A 15,350-nucleotide genomic window follows, 5' to 3' on the forward strand; every position below is an offset into this window, starting at 1 on the left:
CGGGTTTTTCCGTGCCGGGCGGGGATCGGCGTGGAAATCGCCGGCCCCGCACCCGGCTCCCCGGTTAAGGTCGCCGCCGTGAGCGCCGACTGGCTCGACCTCAACCGCGCGAACTGGGACGACCGGGTGCGCGTCCACGCGGGCAGCGAGTTCTACGACCTGGAGGGCTTCCGGGGCGGCGCCTGCACGCTGCGCGCGTTCGAGGTCGAGGAGGTCGGCGACGTCGACGGCCTCGACCTGGTGCACCTCCAGTGCCACATGGGCCAGGACACGCTGTCGTGGGCCCGGCGCGGGGCGCGCGTCACCGGCGTCGACTTCTCCGCCGAGGCCATCGGGACCGCGCGGGCGCTGGCCGAGGACACCGGCCTGGCCGACCGCGCCCGGTTCGTCGTCTCCGACGTCCACACCGCGCCCGAAGCCCTGGGCGGCGAGCGCTTCGACGTCGTCTACACCGGCATCGGCGCGCTGGTGTGGCTGCCCGACCTGACGAGGTGGGCGCGGGTCGTGGCCGACCTGCTCACCGACGGCGGCTTCCTCTACCTGGCGGAGTTCCACCCGCTGGGCGAACTCCTCGACGACGACGGCCTCGCGCTCCGCGGCGACTACTTCCGCACCGGGGGCACGACCCACGACTACCCGCACACCTACACCGACGGTCCCGCGCTGACCGAGACGCTCTCGGTGGAGTGGCAGCACCCGCTGGGCGAGGTGGTCACCGCGCTGGCCGGGGCCGGGCTGCGCGTCGACTCCCTGCGGGAGCGGGAGAACACGCTGTTCCGCCGCTACCCCGCGCTGGAGGCGACGGGCGACGGCGAGTACCGGTTCCCGCCGGGCCACCCGCGCCTGCCGCTGATGTACACGTTGCGCGCCACGAAGCCCGCCGCGCGCTGACGGCCCCGCCACGCGCGGCGGCCGAGCCGGTCGTCGCGCGGGTCAGTTCACGTAGCGGCGCACGGTCTCCGGGTGGAGGACGAGCCGGACCCAGTCCACGGCCAGCATCCCGGCCAGCTCCTCGGCGCGGGCCGGGTCGTCGAGGTCCCAGTAGCGGGCGGCCAGGCGGGCGCACAGGTCCTGCGCCCCGTCGGGTTCCACGGTGGTGCGGCCGGCCGCCGAGAGCCAGCGCTCCCGCTCGCCCACCGGGGCGGCGACGACGATCGAGGCGCGGGGATCGCGGCGCAGGCGCCGCACCTTGAGCGAGTCCGGCGCGGTGAACAGCTGGATCGCGCCCTCGTCCGTGGCCTCGAACCACACCGGGCGGGGTTGTGGCGGCAGCGGTCCCGCGGCCACGGACAGGAAACCGTGCAGGGGGCGTCGGAGGAACTCCAGGTCCTCGGCGGTCAGCGAGTCGGCATCGGTGCTCATGGCACCGATTGAACACCGGCCGACCGCGGTCGGGCCGGACCGGCTCGCGGGAAGGCGTCCTCGGGCCCCGGCGACCCCGTAGGGTGCTCACCGCACGGGACGAGGGGACGGAGGAGCCGGTGACGGACGAGGGGCGCCTGGTCGCCGGTCGCTACCGGGTCCGCGCGCGGCTCGGCGCCGGTGCGATGGGCGTGGTGTGGCGGGCGTTCGACGAGCGCCTGGGCCGCGAGGTCGCGCTCAAGCAGCTGGTGGTGCCCGAGGGCGTCGACGCGGTCGAGGCGGCCGCCCGCGCGGCCCGGGAGGGGCGCATCGCGGCCCGGCTGCACCACCCGAACGCGATCACCGTCCACGACGTCGTCGAGGAGGCCGGCCGGCCCGTCCTGGTCATGGAGTACCTGCCGTCGCGGTCGTTGGCCGAGGTGGGCGTGCTGGAGCCCGGTGCGGCGGCCCGGGTGGTGGCCCAGGTCGCCTCCGCGCTGGCCGCCGCGCACGCGGCCGGGATCGTGCACCGCGACGTCAAGCCCGGGAACGTGCTCATCGCGGCCGACGGGACGGCCAAGATCAGCGACTTCGGGATCGCGCGGGCCGTCGGCGACGTCGCGGTGACCCGGACCGGGCTGCTCGCGGGCACGCCCGCGTTCCTGGCGCCCGAGGTCGCCCGCGGCGGGGAGCCGGGGCCCGCGTCGGACGTGTTCTCGCTGGGCGCGACGCTGTACGCGGCGGTCGAGGGCAGGCCGCCGTTCGGGGACGGGGTCAACGCCATCGCGCTGCTGCACACCGTGGCCTCGGGGCGGTTCGCGCCGCCCGCGCACGCCGGGCCGCTCACCGGCCTGCTGATGGACATGCTGCGCACCGAACCGCACTCCCGGCCGACCATGGCGCAGGTGGCCGAGCGGCTGCGGGGCGGGCCGCCGGCGCACACGCCGCCGCCGCAGGTGCCGCTGCCGCAGACCCGGCTGGACCTCGCGCCCGCGCCACCGGGTCGGCGCGGCCGCCTGCTGCCCGTCGCGCTGGTCGCGCTGACCGTCGTCGGCGCCGTGGTCGCGGTGGTGGTGGCGACCAGCGGTGACGACGGCGACCGGGTGGCCGCCCCGACCAGCGGCGTCACCACGGGCAGCGCCACGGCGGGCAGCGCCACGGCGGGCAGCGCGCCCGCGACCACCACGACGGCTCCGGCGGTCGAGCTGGAGCGGGCCGTCGCCGACTACTACGCGCTGCTGCCCGAGCACGTCGACGAGGCGTGGGAGATGCTGGGACCGGGCGCGCGGGCGCAGGGCAGGCCCGGGTTCGAGAAGGCGTGGCGCGACGTGGAGGACCTGACCGTCGTCGCGACGCCCGTGCTCAGCGGGCCGGGCGCCGTCACCCTCGCCATCGGCTACACCAAGGGCTCCCACCGGGTCACCGAGACCCGCCGGCACCGGGTCGTCGTGCGCGACGGCACACCGCTCATCGAGTCCGACGAGGTCCTGCTGTCCGAGCGGGAGGACCGGAAGAAGCGCCACCGGGACGAGGAGAAGGACGAGGGTGACGGCTGAGGTCAGCCGGGCGGCCCCACGGTGATCTCCTCGGACGCGGCGCGGGAGACGCACGAGATCAGCGACGCGCGCCGCTCGTCGTCGGTCAGCGCGAAGTCCCGGTGCTCGGCCTCGCCGTCGAGCAGCGCCAACCGGCAGGTGCCGCACGTGCCCGCCTCGCAGGACGAGTCGACGGTGACGCCCGACCGGCGCAGGGCGGTCAGCAGCGAGCGGTCCGCGGGGACCTCGACCCGCCGGCCGGTGGGCGCCCAGACCGCGGTGAACGGCGCGGCGAACCCGTCGGCGGGCGCGGCGAACTCCTCGACGTGGACCCGGCTCGGCCGCCAGTGCGCGGTCATCGCCTGCACGGCGCGGATCAGCGGCAGCGGGCCGCAGCAGTAGACGCGGGTCTCGTCGTCGGGCACGGCCAGGTGGGGCCACAGGTCCAGCCGGCCGCGCTCGGCGCTGTGGTGGACGGTGTCGTCGCCGAACTCGTCGAGGAACGGGGTCTCGGCCGCCGTGCGGGTGAGGTACACGACCCGGGCGTCCGCGTGCCCCTCGGCGCGCAGCCGCGCCACCATGGACCGGATCGGGGTGATGCCGATGCCGCCCGCGACGAACAGGTAGCGCTTGGCGGGGTGCAGGGGGAAGCGGTTGCGCGGTTCGCCGACGGTCAGCTCCGCGCCGACGAGGGCCTCGTCGTGCATGCTCGCCGAGCCGCCGCGGCCGGCGGGTTCCCGCAGCACGCAGACCACGTACTCGTCCGGGGCCTCGCCGCCCGGCTCGACCAGGCTGTAGCTGCGCTGGTGGCCGGCCGGGGTGGTGACGGTGACGTGGGCGCCCGGCTCGTAGCCGGGCAGGGGACCGCCGTCCGGGCGGCGCAGCGCGAAGCGGCGCACCGCGGGCGTGAGGTCGGTGCGGTCGGCGACGACCAGGCGCAGGTCAGCCAACGGACCCACCGCCACCGGAACCGCTCCCGACGAGGCCACCGCCAACGGCCTCATCGCCAACGGCCTCACCGTCGACAGCCCCACCGCCGGAGAACCCGTCGCCGACCTCCAGGACCCCGTCCGAGAGCACCCGGGCGTAGACGCCCATCATCTCGTGCCCGAGGTGCTGCTTGAGCAACCGCAGCACGGGCAGGTCGCGCCGCCCGCTGCCCGGGTCGACCTCGGTGGCCGCGCAGCGCACGGTCCGGCTCGTGCCGCGCAGCCGCACGCCGCCGAGGGTGAACTCCCGATCTGCCAGGTCCAGCTCCGACCACGCGGGCAGCCCGTCGAGCAGCACGTTGGCGCGGAACCGCCGCGGGTCGATCGCGTCCACGCCGGCGCGCCCGGCCAGGTCGCGCACCGAGGCGAGGTTGAGCAGCGAGATCCAGTTCATCGGCTCGTCGCCGCGGCGCGAGACGTCGGTGAAGCGCCTGCCCCCGTCCCGCGCGGGCACCGGCAGGACGCCTTCGGGCAGGTCGAGCACGCGGGCGAAGAACCGCAGCACCTCGTCCCGGTCCCGCTCCAGGTGCGCCGACAGCACCTCGTGCCCGGCCACCCGGACGGTGAGCACGTCGGCGGCCACGTCGAGGTGCGTCTCCAGGCCGGCCAGGCGGTGCTCGTCGACGAGCGTGTAGAACTCGCCCTTGGGCAGGCCCACGCGACGGCCGGGCTCGTACCGGCCGTCCGGGCGGGCCAGCGCGAACTCCCGGTCGTGCGGCACTCCCCCGCCCGCCCGCAGCGCCACGCTCGTCAACGGCTGCGGGCTCAACCCCTTGATCGGGTGGACGTACAGCCCGACCACCCGGCCACCTCCGGTCACCGGACCTCCTTCTCCATCGGACGGGAACTCCACCGGCACTGTGCCACGGCGCCCCCGGGGCGCCGCTCAGCGGCTCCCGCTCAGCTCGCCGCTGAGGGTGCGGTGGAGGGTCGCGCTCCGCTCGTCCAAGCCGGTGATCCCCACGGTCTTGCCCCGCCGCAGGCACCCCTCCTCGACCGCGTCCAACGCGGCCACGGACGACGGCCGGCACCTCGGTGCGCAGGACCTCGGGCGACAGCCGGACCTTCGGGAACAGCGGGGCCTTCGGGGACAACGCGGTCTTCGGGAGCAGGCGGGGACCGCGCCGGGGCGCGGGTGGTGGCGCAGGGGGCCGAGGAGGACCTGTCGTGCTCGGGGCGCGCCGAGCTGCTCGGCGGCGTGCGGGGTGGCGCGTCCGGGCCGGGAGACCCGGGAACCGGCCGGGGACAGCCTACCGGCGGGCGGGCGGGCGGCGGCCCGGTGTGGATCGGCGCACAGCGCCCGCCGGCGGGCGGGTTCGCGTCGCGCGCGTCGATCACGGGTACCCGGCCGGCAGGTGGCTGTCGAGCGGAGGTGGCCGAGGTGGCGGCGTGGTGGTGGCGGCAGGCCCGGTGGAAGCGCACGGCCCTGCTGGTGGTCGCGGTGTACGTGGTCGCCGTGCCGCTGAACCTGCTGATCCGCTGGGCGCTGAAGGGGTGGGAGTGGCACCCGGACCTGTGGATCAGCGCGCTGATCACGGGATCGGCCCCGGCGGTGGCCCTGCCGATCGTCGCGGCGGTCCAGCGACGGGTGGGCGACCGCGACCCGGGCGCGACCGGGCGGGGCGACGCCGGCGGGTAGCCCGCCGGTAGGCTGACCGGGTGAGCCTGTTCAGCGTGCCCGAGGCGCGGGAGGAGCTGGCGGGGCTCCGGCCGGTGCTGGCGGAGGTCGTCGAGCTGCGCGCCGACGCGGCGGAGCTGGCCGCGTCGCTCCAGGAGGGCGGCCGGCCGACGGACCTGGGCGGCCTGCCCGAGTTCAAGGCGGCGCAGGCCCGGCTGGACGACCTGCTGTCCACCGTGCAGGCGACCGGCGCCGAGCTGAAGGGGTTCGCCCCGCTGCTGGTGGACTTCCCGGCCGAGCTGGACGGCGTGCCCGTGCTGCTGTGCTGGCTGGAGGGCGACGAGGGCCTGGACTGGTACCACCGGGCCGACCTGGGTTTCGCGGGACGCCGCCGGCTGCCGTGATCCCGGCAGCCGGCGGCGCGCCCTAGCCGATCCGGTAGGCGTGGACCGCGGTCTGCCGGAAGGTGTTGCCCCGCGCGTCGGAGCCCTCGACCCGCAGCGAGGCGAACGCCCCGACCGCGCCGGTGTTGCGCACCAGCGCGGTGCCGCCCACCACGGGGACCCGCGCCCAGGACTTGCCGTCGTCGAAGGACACCTCGACCCGGAGGTCCCGCACGGTCGCCCTCACCTGCTGCCCCACCACGAGCGGCACGGGCAGCAGCCGGCCCGCGGGCGCCGAGCCGGTCTCGTCCAGCCGGGGCGCGAACCGGACCACCGTCAGCGGCAGGGCCCGGTCGCCGGCAGCCGAGCGGAACGTCCAGCTCCCCTCCACCCGCGTGCCGAACTCCGACACCCCGTCCGCGCGCACCGCCCCGGTCTCCAGCCGGTAGTCACCCCGGCCCGCCGGCACGTCGAACCCGCCGAACCCCGCGCGGGTGTTCTCGCCGACCAGCTCGCCGTCCCGGTACAGGGCCGTGCGCGCCGACGCGGTGCTCGACGTGCCGGCGTTGCCCGCCTCGTCGCCGAACAGCGGCAGGTCGAAGGTGATCCGGTCACCCTCGCGGTGCAGGTGGCGCGCACCCCGCTCGGGCGGGACCGGGCCGAACACCGGGTGGCCGAACTCCTCCCCGTAGGTCCGCCCCGGGCGGTAGGTGCGCCTCGGGCTGATGAGCTGCGCCTCGAAGTTGCCGAACCAGGCGGCCCAGGTCCACTCGACGCCCTCGGTCAGCACGTGGTCGACGAAGTCACCGGACGGCCCGGAGCCCTGCGACCACCGGAGCCCCCCGATGCCCACCACGGTGGAGTCGCCGCCGTGCGCGACGACCTGCCCCTCCAGGCGCGGGCCGGTGGACGTGCGGACCTCGGCCAGCTCGGACTTCGCGGGCGCGCGTTCCAGCCCGGTGAACCCGGCGCCGGTCCGGCCCCAGGCGAACCGGTAGCGGACCCGGGGGTCCGATCCCGGGCTGCCCTCGAACTCGGCGCCGATCCTGGCCGCGAACCCCGGGACGGGCTGCTCCGGCCCGAGGTACCCGACCGAGAACCGCTCGTCGAAGCCGCCGAAGAGCACCGCGAGGCCCCAGCCGGAGACCACCCCGTCGTGGGTCCGCTGCGCCGTGATGTCGGCGAGCATCCCGACGGCGGTCGGGTCCGGGGCGGTGATCCTGATCGGCTTGGCCGCCCTGGCGTCGACGGTCAGCTCCGCGTCGGCGGTGAACCGCAGGTCCGGGTGGAAGAGCATGGCGAGGCCGTCGGCGCCGACGTCGACGACCCCGGCCACGAAGTACGTCCCCTTCGGCAGCCGGGTGACGCCGCTGCGGACGAGCCGCTCCTCGCCGGTGGCGACGTCGGTCAGGCGCGTGCCGTACTCGACGGGCCGTCCCTGGTCGTCCAGGTGGTGGACGGTGAGGTCGTAGCTCTCGACCTCGCGGTGGACGGTCACGTGGGTGCGCAGCGCCGCGTCGCCCGCGGTGGCGACGACCGCCCCGGCGTAGTGGCCGTCGAGGGAACCCACGCGGGTGTCCGCGGTGACGGTCACCGCCGCCTGCCCGCCGGCCGGCACGGTGACCTCGGCGGGAGAGGCGGTGAGCAGGCCGGCCGGGGCGGGCCCGCCGTCCGGTCCGGTCGCCTCCACGGCGACGCGCAGCGACACCGGCCCGGTCCCGGAGTTGCGGTAGACCAGCTCGCGGGTGATCGGGGTGTCGTCGTGGTGCGGCCACCGCTGCGTGCCGAAGGAGAGGTTCGCGGGCTCGGCGGTGAGGACCCGGGTCCTGGCCGCGGCCACGTCGATCCGTCCCGAGCCCTGCTCGTACGGGGTCAGCGCGGGGTTGGGCCGCGCCGAGGACGCCAGCGCGGCCTTGATCCGCGCGCCGGTCCAGTCCGGGTGCTCCTGCGCCAGCAGCGCGGCGGCGCCGGCGACGTGCGGGGTGGCCATGGAGGTGCCCGACAGGGAGACGTGGTGCTCGCCGACCGGGGTGCCGATGGTGCCCTTCGCGGCCTTGGCGGCCACGATGCCCACGCCGGGCGCGGTGACGTCCGGCTTGATCCCGCCGTCGCCGAGGCGGGGTCCGCGGCTGGAGAAGGGGGCGAGGCCGTCCTGGCGGTCCACCGCGCCCACGGTCAGCGCGGCGTCGGCGCTGCCGGGCGAGCCGATCGTCCCGGGCCGGCCGGAGTTGCCCGCCGCGACGACGAACAGCGCCCCGGTCTCGGCCGACAGCGCGTTGACCGCCTGCTCCAGGGGGTCGAGCTCGGGGGTGTCGCCGCCGCCGAGGCTGAGGTTGACGATGTCGGCGCCCTGGTCGACGGCCCACTGCATGCCCGCGAGGATCGACGACTCGGCGCAGTACTGCGTGGCGCAGACCTTGCCGTCCAGCAACCGCGCGCCCGACGCCACGCCCCGGTACCCCGGGTTGGTGCTCGCGATGGTCGCGGCGACGTGGGTGCCGTGGCCGACCTCGTCGGTGTTGTCGGCGGCGTCGCTGAAGTTGGCCTCGGCCGCCTCGCGGCCGACCAGGTCGGGGTGTTCGCCGTCGACCCCGGTGTCCAGCACGGCGACCTCGACGCCCTCGCCGGTGTAGCCGGCATCCCAGGCGGCGGGCGCGTTGATCTGCGCGGTGCTGCGGTCCAGGGAGAGCTGCCGCACCCCGTCCAGCCAGACCTTCTCCACCGAGGGGTCCGCCATCAGCGCGCGGAAGGCCGCGGCGGCGTCGGCCTTGGCCACCTGCCCGGCGACGCCGTCCACCGCGGGCAGGTCGCGGGTGGCCCGCAGCTCCCCGGCCCGCGGGTTCCCGGCCCGGACGCCGGTCACCAGCAGCGGCACGGTGTCGCGGCGCGCGTCGCCGTACCCGGCCTCGACCAGCCCGACCACGTCGAACAGGCGCCGGTCCAGCCGACCCTCGTCCACCGGCCGCAGCGCGTCGGAGGGGACGACGTGCTCGCGGCCGCGGTCCCGGAAGCGGTGGAAGAACACGCCCTCGCGGCCGGGGCCGGGGTGCAGCGACACGACCTCGTCGCCGTCGAGCACCACGCGGTCGCCGGTGACCAGGGTGACCTCGACCGGCGCGGCCCGCTCGACGGCGGGCCGGTCGGGGGCGGGCGGTCCCGGCGCGGCGGACGCCGGCGGAGCACCGCTCGCGACCAGCAGGACCACCGCGGCGGGAACACCGACGCGGCGCAGGATCTCCTTGCTCGGCACAGGTACCTCCGGTCCGGTTGAGCGGGAGGCGTCGCACACCGCGGCGGCGGACCGGACAACGCGGAGCCTTCCCGCGCCTCCGAACCTAGCGGCGCGCACAGGCGCCGGAAGGGTGCCCATGGCGGATCTTCGGCGGGGCGAACAGGCGAGTAATTTCAGGCAGCGAAGGCCGTGACGGGGCGTCGGTCGGCAGGTGGGCCGGGGTCAGCAGGCGGATCGGGGTCGGCAGGCGGGCCGGGGTCGGCAGGCGGGCGGAGGTCGACAGGCGGGCGGAGGTCGACAGGCGGGCCGGGGTCCGGGTCCGGGTCGTGGACGACGCCGGGCCCCTCGTGCGACAGCCGGGACCGGACCCGGGCCGGGTGGTCGCCGGGTCACGGCTCCAGGCCGGCCTCCCAGCGCCGTCGGCGTTCCTCCGCGCCCTGCTCCCACCACGGCGTGCCGCGCTCCCCCAGCGCCACCTTGGCGGCGTGCACGCGCGCCCGCGCCCGCGCCTCGGCCTCCGCGTCGCCCGCGCGCAGGGCCGCGCCGACGTCGCGGCGGGCCGCCATCAGGACCTGCCGCAACCGCGCCGCCACGTCCTCCGGGATGTCGGGGTCGGTGGCGCGCCAGCGCCTGCCGTTGATCACCACGTGACGGCCGTCCGGTGTGCGTTCCACCCCGCCAGGATCACCCGGCCGGGCCCGGTCCGCAGCCGGGGCGGGTCAGCTCTTCGGCGGCGCGGTGCTCTGGCGCACGACCAGCTCGGTGGCCAGGTCGATCCGCTCGTTCGGCGGCCGCTCGCCGCGCGCCAGGGTGAAGACCATCTGCGCGGCGGTGGTGGCCATCTCCCGCAGCGGCTGGCGGACGGTGGTCAGCGGCGGGCCGATCCACTCGGTGACCTGGACGTCGTCGTAGCCGACGATCGACACGTCCTCCGGGATGGACAGGCCGAGCTCGCGGGCCGCGCGCATCACGCCGAGCGCCTGGAAGTCCGACCCGGCGAAGATCGCCGTGGGCCGGTCCGGCCGGTCGAGCAGGGACAGGCCGTGCGAGTAGCCGCCCTTGACGTAGAAATCGCCGTAGCGCACGAAATCCGGTTCCACGGCAACGCCTTCGGACTCCAGCGCGCTGCGGAAACCGTCGATGCGGGCGCGGCTGCACAGCATGGTCGTGGGTCCGGAGATCACCGCGATGCGCCGGTGGCCGAGGGAGAGCAGGTGGCGGGTGGCGGCCAGGCCGCCCGCCCAGTTCGCCGAGCCCACGGTGGGCACGCCCGGCGGCTGCTCGCCCGCGGTGTCGACCACGACGAACGGGATGTTGCGGGTGGCCAGCTGGTGGCGCTGCCCGTCGTCCAGCTCGGCCAGCACCAGGATGACGCCGAGCGGGCGGCGGGTGAGCAGGTCGTCGAACCACTCCTGGCGCGGCCGGTGCGCGCCGCCCAGCTCGGACAGCACGACGGCCGCCCGCTCGGCGGGCGCCGCCAGCTCGACGCCCCGGATGATCTCGGTCGACCACGCCGAGTGCATCTCGTGGAACACCAGGTCGATCAGCGCCGGCCGGGACGACTGGCGCGCTCGTCGCCGCTGGTAGCGGTGGCGTTCGATGACGCCCTCGACGCGCGCCCTGGTGTCGGCGGCGACGTCCGGCCGCCCGTTGAGCACCTTGGACACCGTCGGGATGGACACGCCGGCCTCGGCGGCGATGGAGGAGATCGACGGCGTCCGGCCGTCGGTGGCCCCGGCCGCGCCGGGTTCGATGGACGCGCTCATGCAGGCCCCTGTTCGCGACGTAACCCGAGCAGCAGCGGCGCCGGGGCTAAAGTTTCGATCTCGAAGCGTAAACGTTCTTACCAAGGTTGAACAGCGGCTGTTCACAAATACGAACTTGTTGACGCCCCAACGACTAGCCCCTACGTTCTCCCCACCGGGTCGTAATGTCGGCATTCGAGCCGATACTTTCGGCCTTCACGAAGACGTGAACTGCGGAGGAACCTGGTCAATGGGGAACAGGACGACGAACACCGCTCCGCCCGAAGCGCCCGCTTGGCGCGACGTGCGACTGCCCGCGGCCGAGCGGGTCGAGGCGCTCGTCTCCGCCATGGCGCTCCGCGAGAAGCTGGCCCAGCTCGTCGGCCTCTGGGTGGGCGCCGACCCGGGGGGCGGCGAGGTCGCGCCCCACCAGGCGGACCTGACCGGCGCCCCCCCGGTCTGGTCGGACGTCATCGCGCACGGCCTCGGCCAGCTCACCCGCCCGTTCGGCACCCGGCCGGTCGACCCCGTGGCCGGCGCGCGCTCGCTCGCGCTGTCCCAGCGGCAGGTCGTGGCCGCGAACCGGTTCGGCATCCCGGCGCTGGTGCACGAGGAGTGCCTGACCGGGTTCGCCGCCTGGCGGGCCACCGCCCACCCCGCGCCGCTGTCCTGGGGCGCGAGCTTCGACCCCGCCCTGGTCGCCGAGATGTCCCGGCTGATCGGCGCGTCGATGCGGGCCGCGGGCGTGCACCAGGGCCTGGCCCCGGTCCTGGACGTCACCCGCGACTACCGGTGGGGCCGCACCGAGGAGACCATCGGCGAGGACCCCTACCTGGTCGGCACCGTCGGCACGGCCTACGTGCGCGGGCTGGAGGAGTCGGGCGTCGTCGCCACGCTCAAGCACTTCGCGGGCTACTCGGCCTCCCGCGCCGGGCGCAACCTGGCGCCGGTCGCCATCGGCCCGCGCGAGTTCGCGGACGTGGTGCTGCCGCCGTTCGAGATGGCCGTGCGCGACGGCGGCCCCCGCTCGGTCATGCACTCCTACAGCGAGGTCGACGGCGTGCCGTCCGCGGCCGACCGGGGCCTGCTCACCGGGCTGCTGCGCGACACCTGGGGCTTCACCGGCACGCTGGTCGCCGACTACTTCGCGGTCAAGTTCCTGGAGTCCCTGCACGGCGTGGCGGCCGACGAGGCGCGGGCCGCGGCGCTGGCGCTCGCCGCGGGCGTCGACGTGGAGCTGCCGACCGCGCGCTGCTACGGCGACCCGCTGCTGGCCGCCGTGGAGCGCGGCGACGTGCCCGAGGAGCTGGTCGACCGCGCGCTGCGCCGCGTGCTGGCGCAGAAGGTCGAGCTGGGCCTGCTCGACCCCGACTGGTCGCCGCTGCCCCCGGACGTCGACGACCTGCGGCTGGACACCCCGGAGGCCCGGGACGTGGCGCTGCGGCTGGCGCGCGAGTCCGTGGTGCTGCTGGAGAACGACGGCGTGCTGCCCCTCGCGCCGGGCGCGGAGGTCGCCGTGGTGGGGCCGCTGGCCGACGACCCGATGGCGATGCTCGGCTGCTACTCCTTCCCCGCGCACATCGGCGTGCACCACCCGGACGTGCCGCTGGGCCTGGAGGTCCCGACCGTGCTCGACGCCCTGCGCGAGGCGCGCGGCCGGGTCACCCACGTGCGGGGCTGCGAGGTGCGCGACGGCGGCGTCGACCCGGCGGCCGTCGAGGCGGCGGCGGGCGCGGACGTGTGCGTGGTGGTCGTCGGCGACCTGGCCGGCCTGTTCGGGCGCGGCACCTCCGGCGAGGGCTGCGACGCCACCGACCTGACCCTGCCCGGACCGCAGGGCGACCTGGTGCGCGCGGTGCTCGCCACCGGCACGCCCGTGGTGCTGCTGCTGATCACCGGGCGCCCCTACGCCGTCGGCGACCTGGTCGCCGGCTCGGCCGCCGCGGTGCAGTGCTTCTTCCCCGGCCAGCTCGGCGGCCGGGCGATCGCCGACGTGCTGACCGGCGCGGTGTCCCCCTCCGGCCGGCTGCCGGTGGGCATCCCGGCCGACCCCTCCGGCCAGCCGGGCACCTACCTGTCCGCCAAGCTCGGCCTGCGCACCGACGTGTCCGACGTCGACCCCACGCCGGCGTTCCCGTTCGGCCACGGCCTCGGCTACGACGAGTTCACCTGGTCGGAGCCGCGCGTCGACCGCGCCGACTGGCCCACCGACGGCGCGGTGGAGCTGGAGCTGGAGGTGCGCAACCCCGGCTCCCGGGCGGGCGCGGACGTGGTGCAGCTGTACCTGCACGACCCGGTCGCCCAGGTCACGCGCCCGGTGGTGCGGCTCGTCGGCTACGCGCGGGTGCCGCTCGACCCCGGCGCGGCGGCCCGGGTGCGCTTCCGCGTGCCCGCCGACGCCACCTCGTTCACCGGTCTCGACGGCCGGCGCGTGGTCGAGCCCGGCGAGGTCCGGCTGCGCGTGTCCCGGTCGAGCGCCGACGTCCACCACGAGGTCGCCCTCGACCTCGTGGGCCCGCTCCGGGAGGTCGACCACACCCGGGACTGGCTGACCACCGCGACCGTGAAGGAGGTGGGTCCGTGACCACCCAGGTCCGCGAACCGGTGTCCGCGGCGGGCGACCCGGTCGCGAAGCCCCCGAAGGGCCGCAGGCCGCGCAAGCGGGAGACCTGGCGGCGGGCGATCCGCCGCGACTGGCAGCTCTACACGCTCGTCATCGTGCCGCTGCTGTTCTTCCTGGTGTTCCGGTACCTGCCGATGCTCGGCAACGTCATCGCGTTCCGCCGGTTCGTGCCGGGCGGCGACATCTACGGCGAGACGTGGGTCGGCCTGCGCTACGTCAAGATGTTCCTCAACGACCCGACCTTCTGGCAGGTCTTCGGGAACACGATGGTCATCGGGGCGCTGACCCTGCTGTTCTGCTTCCCGCTGCCGATCGTGCTGGCGCTGCTGCTCAACGAGGTCCGCACCCGCTACTTCAAGCGGTTCGTGCAGACGGTGTCGTACCTGCCGCACTTCCTGTCCATCGTGATCGTCGCGGGCATGGTGCTCCAGCTGGTCTCCGTCGAGGGCACGGTCAACCAGGTGGTCAAGGCGTTCGGTGGCGACCCGGTGGCGTTCGCGCAGGACGCCGACTGGTTCCGCACCATCTACGTCTCCTCCGAGGTGTGGCAGACCGTCGGCTGGGGCACGATCCTCTACCTGGCCGCGCTGACCACCGTCGACAACCAGCTCTACGAGGCGGCGCGCATCGACGGCGCGGGCCGCTGGAAGCAGACGTGGCACATCACGCTGCCCGGCATCCGCCCCACGATGATCACCCTGATGATCCTCAACATCGGCACGTTCATGGCGGTGGGCTTCGAGAAGGTCCTGCTGCTGTACAACCCGCTGACCTACCCGACCGCGGACGTCATCTCGACGTACCTGTACCGGGTCGGCCTGGTGTCCAACAACTTCAGCTACGCCGCCGCGATCGGCCTGTTCGAGGCGGTCATCGGCCTGACGCTGATCCTGTCCGCCAACGCGATCTCGCGCCGAGCAGTGGGGACGAGCCTGTGGTGACCACCGACCCGACGCGGCTCGCCGAGCGGATGGGGAAACCGGCCGCGCCGCGCCGCACCTCCCTCGACGACACCCGCGGCTACCGCGTCTTCCGCCGCGTCAACGCCGTGGTGCTGTCGATCGTGGTCGTGGTGACGCTGTACCCGTTCGTGAACATCGTGGCGCAGTCGTTCAGCGACGAGCGGCACATCCTGGCGGGCCAGGTCAACTTCTGGCCGCGCGGCTTCAACCTCGACACCTACGAGGTCGTCATGGGCGACCCCGCGTTCTGGAACAGCTACCTCAACACCGTGGTGTACACGGTGGTCGCGACCGCGATCTCGCTGGTGCTGACCACCACGTACGCGTACGTGCTGTCCAAGCACCACCTCAAGGGCCGGTCCCTGCTGATCGGCATCGCCGTGTTCACCATGTTCTTCAACGGCGGCCTGATCCCGAACTACGTGCTCATCAACGAGCTGGGCCTGAAGAACACGCTCTGGGCGATCGTGCTGCCCAACGCGATCAGCGTGTTCAACCTGCTGGTGATGAAGGCGTTCTTCGAGAGCCTGCCCAGGGAGCTGGAGGAGGCCGCCGCGATCGACGGCCTCAACACCTACGGCATCCTGCTCAAGATCGTGCTGCCGCTGTCGAAGGCGGTGATCGCGACCATGGTGCTGTTCTACGCGGTCGCCAACTGGAACTCGTGGTTCACCGCGTTCCTGTACTTCGACCGGGCCGACCTGTTCCCGGTCACCGTGTACCTGCGCAACATGATCTCCGGCGCGTCCACGGCCACGTCCGTCAGCGGCGGCCTCGGCGCGGACATGACCCAGATCAACTCCAACATCAAGGCCGTCACGATGGTGCTCACGGTGCTGCCGATCGTGACCGTCTACCCCTTCATCCAGAAGTACTTCGTGTCGGGCGTGATGCTCGGCGCGGTGAAGCAGTGACCCCCGAG

At 74.9% G+C, this 15,350-nt stretch carries 14 protein-coding genes; 7 read left to right on the forward strand and 7 right to left on the reverse strand.

The genetic code is table 11. From position 1 onward, the window contains the following. Window positions 1–78: 78 nt before the first annotated feature. Window positions 79–891 carry a class I SAM-dependent methyltransferase gene (locus ABD223_RS08380; protein ID WP_344035412.1) on the forward strand — a complete coding sequence of 271 codons (813 nt, stop codon included), beginning with the start codon at window positions 79–81 and terminating at the stop codon, window positions 889–891. Window positions 892–933: 42 nt separating this feature from the next. On the opposite strand, the gene ABD223_RS08385 is transcribed toward ABD223_RS08380, so the two are convergent. Continuing rightward, entirely contained in the window at window positions 934–1,362 is a 429-nt protein-coding gene (locus tag ABD223_RS08385; RefSeq protein ID WP_344035413.1) for a pyridoxamine 5'-phosphate oxidase family protein, read from the reverse strand. Window positions 1,363–1,481: 119 nt separating this feature from the next. Here ABD223_RS08385 and ABD223_RS08390 point away from each other — a divergent pair, with 119 nt between their 5' ends. Then, window positions 1,482–2,897 (forward strand): protein kinase domain-containing protein, encoded by a 1,416-nt coding sequence (locus ABD223_RS08390; RefSeq protein WP_344035415.1) that lies wholly within the window; start codon window positions 1,482–1,484, stop codon window positions 2,895–2,897. Window positions 2,898–2,899: 2 nt separating this feature from the next. Here the strand turns inward: ABD223_RS08390 and ABD223_RS08395 are convergent, their stop codons facing one another. The 3 genes from ABD223_RS08395 to ABD223_RS08405 form a co-directional block, all read right to left on the reverse strand. After that, complete coding sequence (locus ABD223_RS08395; RefSeq protein ID WP_344035416.1) at window positions 2,900–3,826, reverse strand: PDR/VanB family oxidoreductase; 927 nt, start codon at window positions 3,824–3,826, stop codon at window positions 2,900–2,902. Continuing rightward, complete coding sequence (locus tag ABD223_RS08400) at window positions 3,819–4,685, reverse strand: MOSC domain-containing protein (protein WP_344035417.1); 867 nt, start codon at window positions 4,683–4,685, stop codon at window positions 3,819–3,821. The genes ABD223_RS08395 and ABD223_RS08400 overlap by 8 nt, the downstream gene beginning before the upstream one ends. 66 nt (window positions 4,686–4,751) lie before the next feature. Next, on the reverse strand, window positions 4,752–4,880 hold the full coding sequence (locus ABD223_RS08405) for a hypothetical protein (protein ID WP_344035418.1): 129 nt from the start codon (window positions 4,878–4,880) through the stop codon (window positions 4,752–4,754). 123 nt (window positions 4,881–5,003) lie between these two features. Between ABD223_RS08405 and ABD223_RS08410 the strand changes: the two genes are divergently transcribed. Together ABD223_RS08410 and ABD223_RS08415 are read left to right on the forward strand one after the other, a co-directional pair. Further along, on the forward strand, window positions 5,004–5,504 hold the full coding sequence (locus ABD223_RS08410; protein ID WP_344035419.1) for a hypothetical protein: 501 nt from the start codon (window positions 5,004–5,006) through the stop codon (window positions 5,502–5,504). A 20-nt stretch (window positions 5,505–5,524) separates the two neighbouring features. Next, window positions 5,525–5,887, forward strand: coding sequence for a DUF2203 domain-containing protein (locus ABD223_RS08415; protein WP_344035420.1), 363 nt, complete (start codon window positions 5,525–5,527; stop codon window positions 5,885–5,887). 22 nt (window positions 5,888–5,909) lie between these two features. Here ABD223_RS08415 and ABD223_RS08420 read toward each other — a convergent pair whose 3' ends face one another. The 3 genes from ABD223_RS08420 to ABD223_RS08430 form a co-directional block, all read right to left on the reverse strand. Continuing rightward, window positions 5,910–9,116 carry a S8 family serine peptidase gene (locus ABD223_RS08420; protein ID WP_344035421.1) on the reverse strand — a complete coding sequence of 1,069 codons (3,207 nt, stop codon included), beginning with the start codon at window positions 9,114–9,116 and terminating at the stop codon, window positions 5,910–5,912. A 371-nt stretch (window positions 9,117–9,487) separates the two neighbouring features. Beyond that, entirely contained in the window at window positions 9,488–9,772 is a 285-nt protein-coding gene (locus ABD223_RS08425) for a hypothetical protein (protein ID WP_344035422.1), read from the reverse strand. Between the two features lie 45 nt (window positions 9,773–9,817). Next, entirely contained in the window at window positions 9,818–10,864 is a 1,047-nt protein-coding gene (locus tag ABD223_RS08430; RefSeq protein ID WP_344035423.1) for a LacI family DNA-binding transcriptional regulator, read from the reverse strand. A gap of 229 nt (window positions 10,865–11,093) precedes the next feature. Here ABD223_RS08430 and ABD223_RS08435 point away from each other — a divergent pair, with 229 nt between their 5' ends. The 3 genes from ABD223_RS08435 to ABD223_RS08445 are packed head-to-tail and all read left to right on the forward strand — an operon-like array spanning window position 11,094 to window position 15,342. Next, the gene (locus tag ABD223_RS08435) at window positions 11,094–13,427 is read left to right on the forward strand and encodes a beta-xylosidase/alpha-l-arabinosidase (RefSeq protein ID WP_344035424.1); all 2,334 of its coding nucleotides are present in this window, start codon (window positions 11,094–11,096) and stop codon (window positions 13,425–13,427) included. Next, on the forward strand, window positions 13,424–14,407 hold the full coding sequence (locus ABD223_RS08440) for an ABC transporter permease (RefSeq protein WP_344035425.1): 984 nt from the start codon (window positions 13,424–13,426) through the stop codon (window positions 14,405–14,407). Before ABD223_RS08435 ends, ABD223_RS08440 begins: the two co-directional genes overlap by 4 nt. Next, complete coding sequence (locus tag ABD223_RS08445) at window positions 14,404–15,342, forward strand: carbohydrate ABC transporter permease (RefSeq protein WP_344035426.1); 939 nt, start codon at window positions 14,404–14,406, stop codon at window positions 15,340–15,342. Before ABD223_RS08440 ends, ABD223_RS08445 begins: the two co-directional genes overlap by 4 nt. The last annotated feature ends 8 nt before the right edge of the window (window positions 15,343–15,350 follow it).

Origin of the sequence: Saccharothrix xinjiangensis (assembly GCF_039527585.1) — a bacterium.
Classification (GTDB): domain Bacteria; phylum Actinomycetota; class Actinomycetes; order Mycobacteriales; family Pseudonocardiaceae; genus Actinosynnema; species Actinosynnema xinjiangensis.

What these genes read in the sequence shown, in the direction of transcription:
- ABD223_RS08435 (WP_344035424.1), top strand. Translation starts at nt 11,094, where the DNA reads ATGGGGAACAGGACGACGAACACCGCTCCGCCCGAAGCGCCCGCTTGG.
- ABD223_RS08385 (WP_344035413.1), bottom strand. Translation starts at nt 1,362, where the DNA reads ATGAGCACCGATGCCGACTCGCTGACCGCCGAGGACCTGGAGTTCCTC.
- ABD223_RS08430 (WP_344035423.1), bottom strand. Translation starts at nt 10,864, where the DNA reads ATGAGCGCGTCCATCGAACCCGGCGCGGCCGGGGCCACCGACGGCCGG.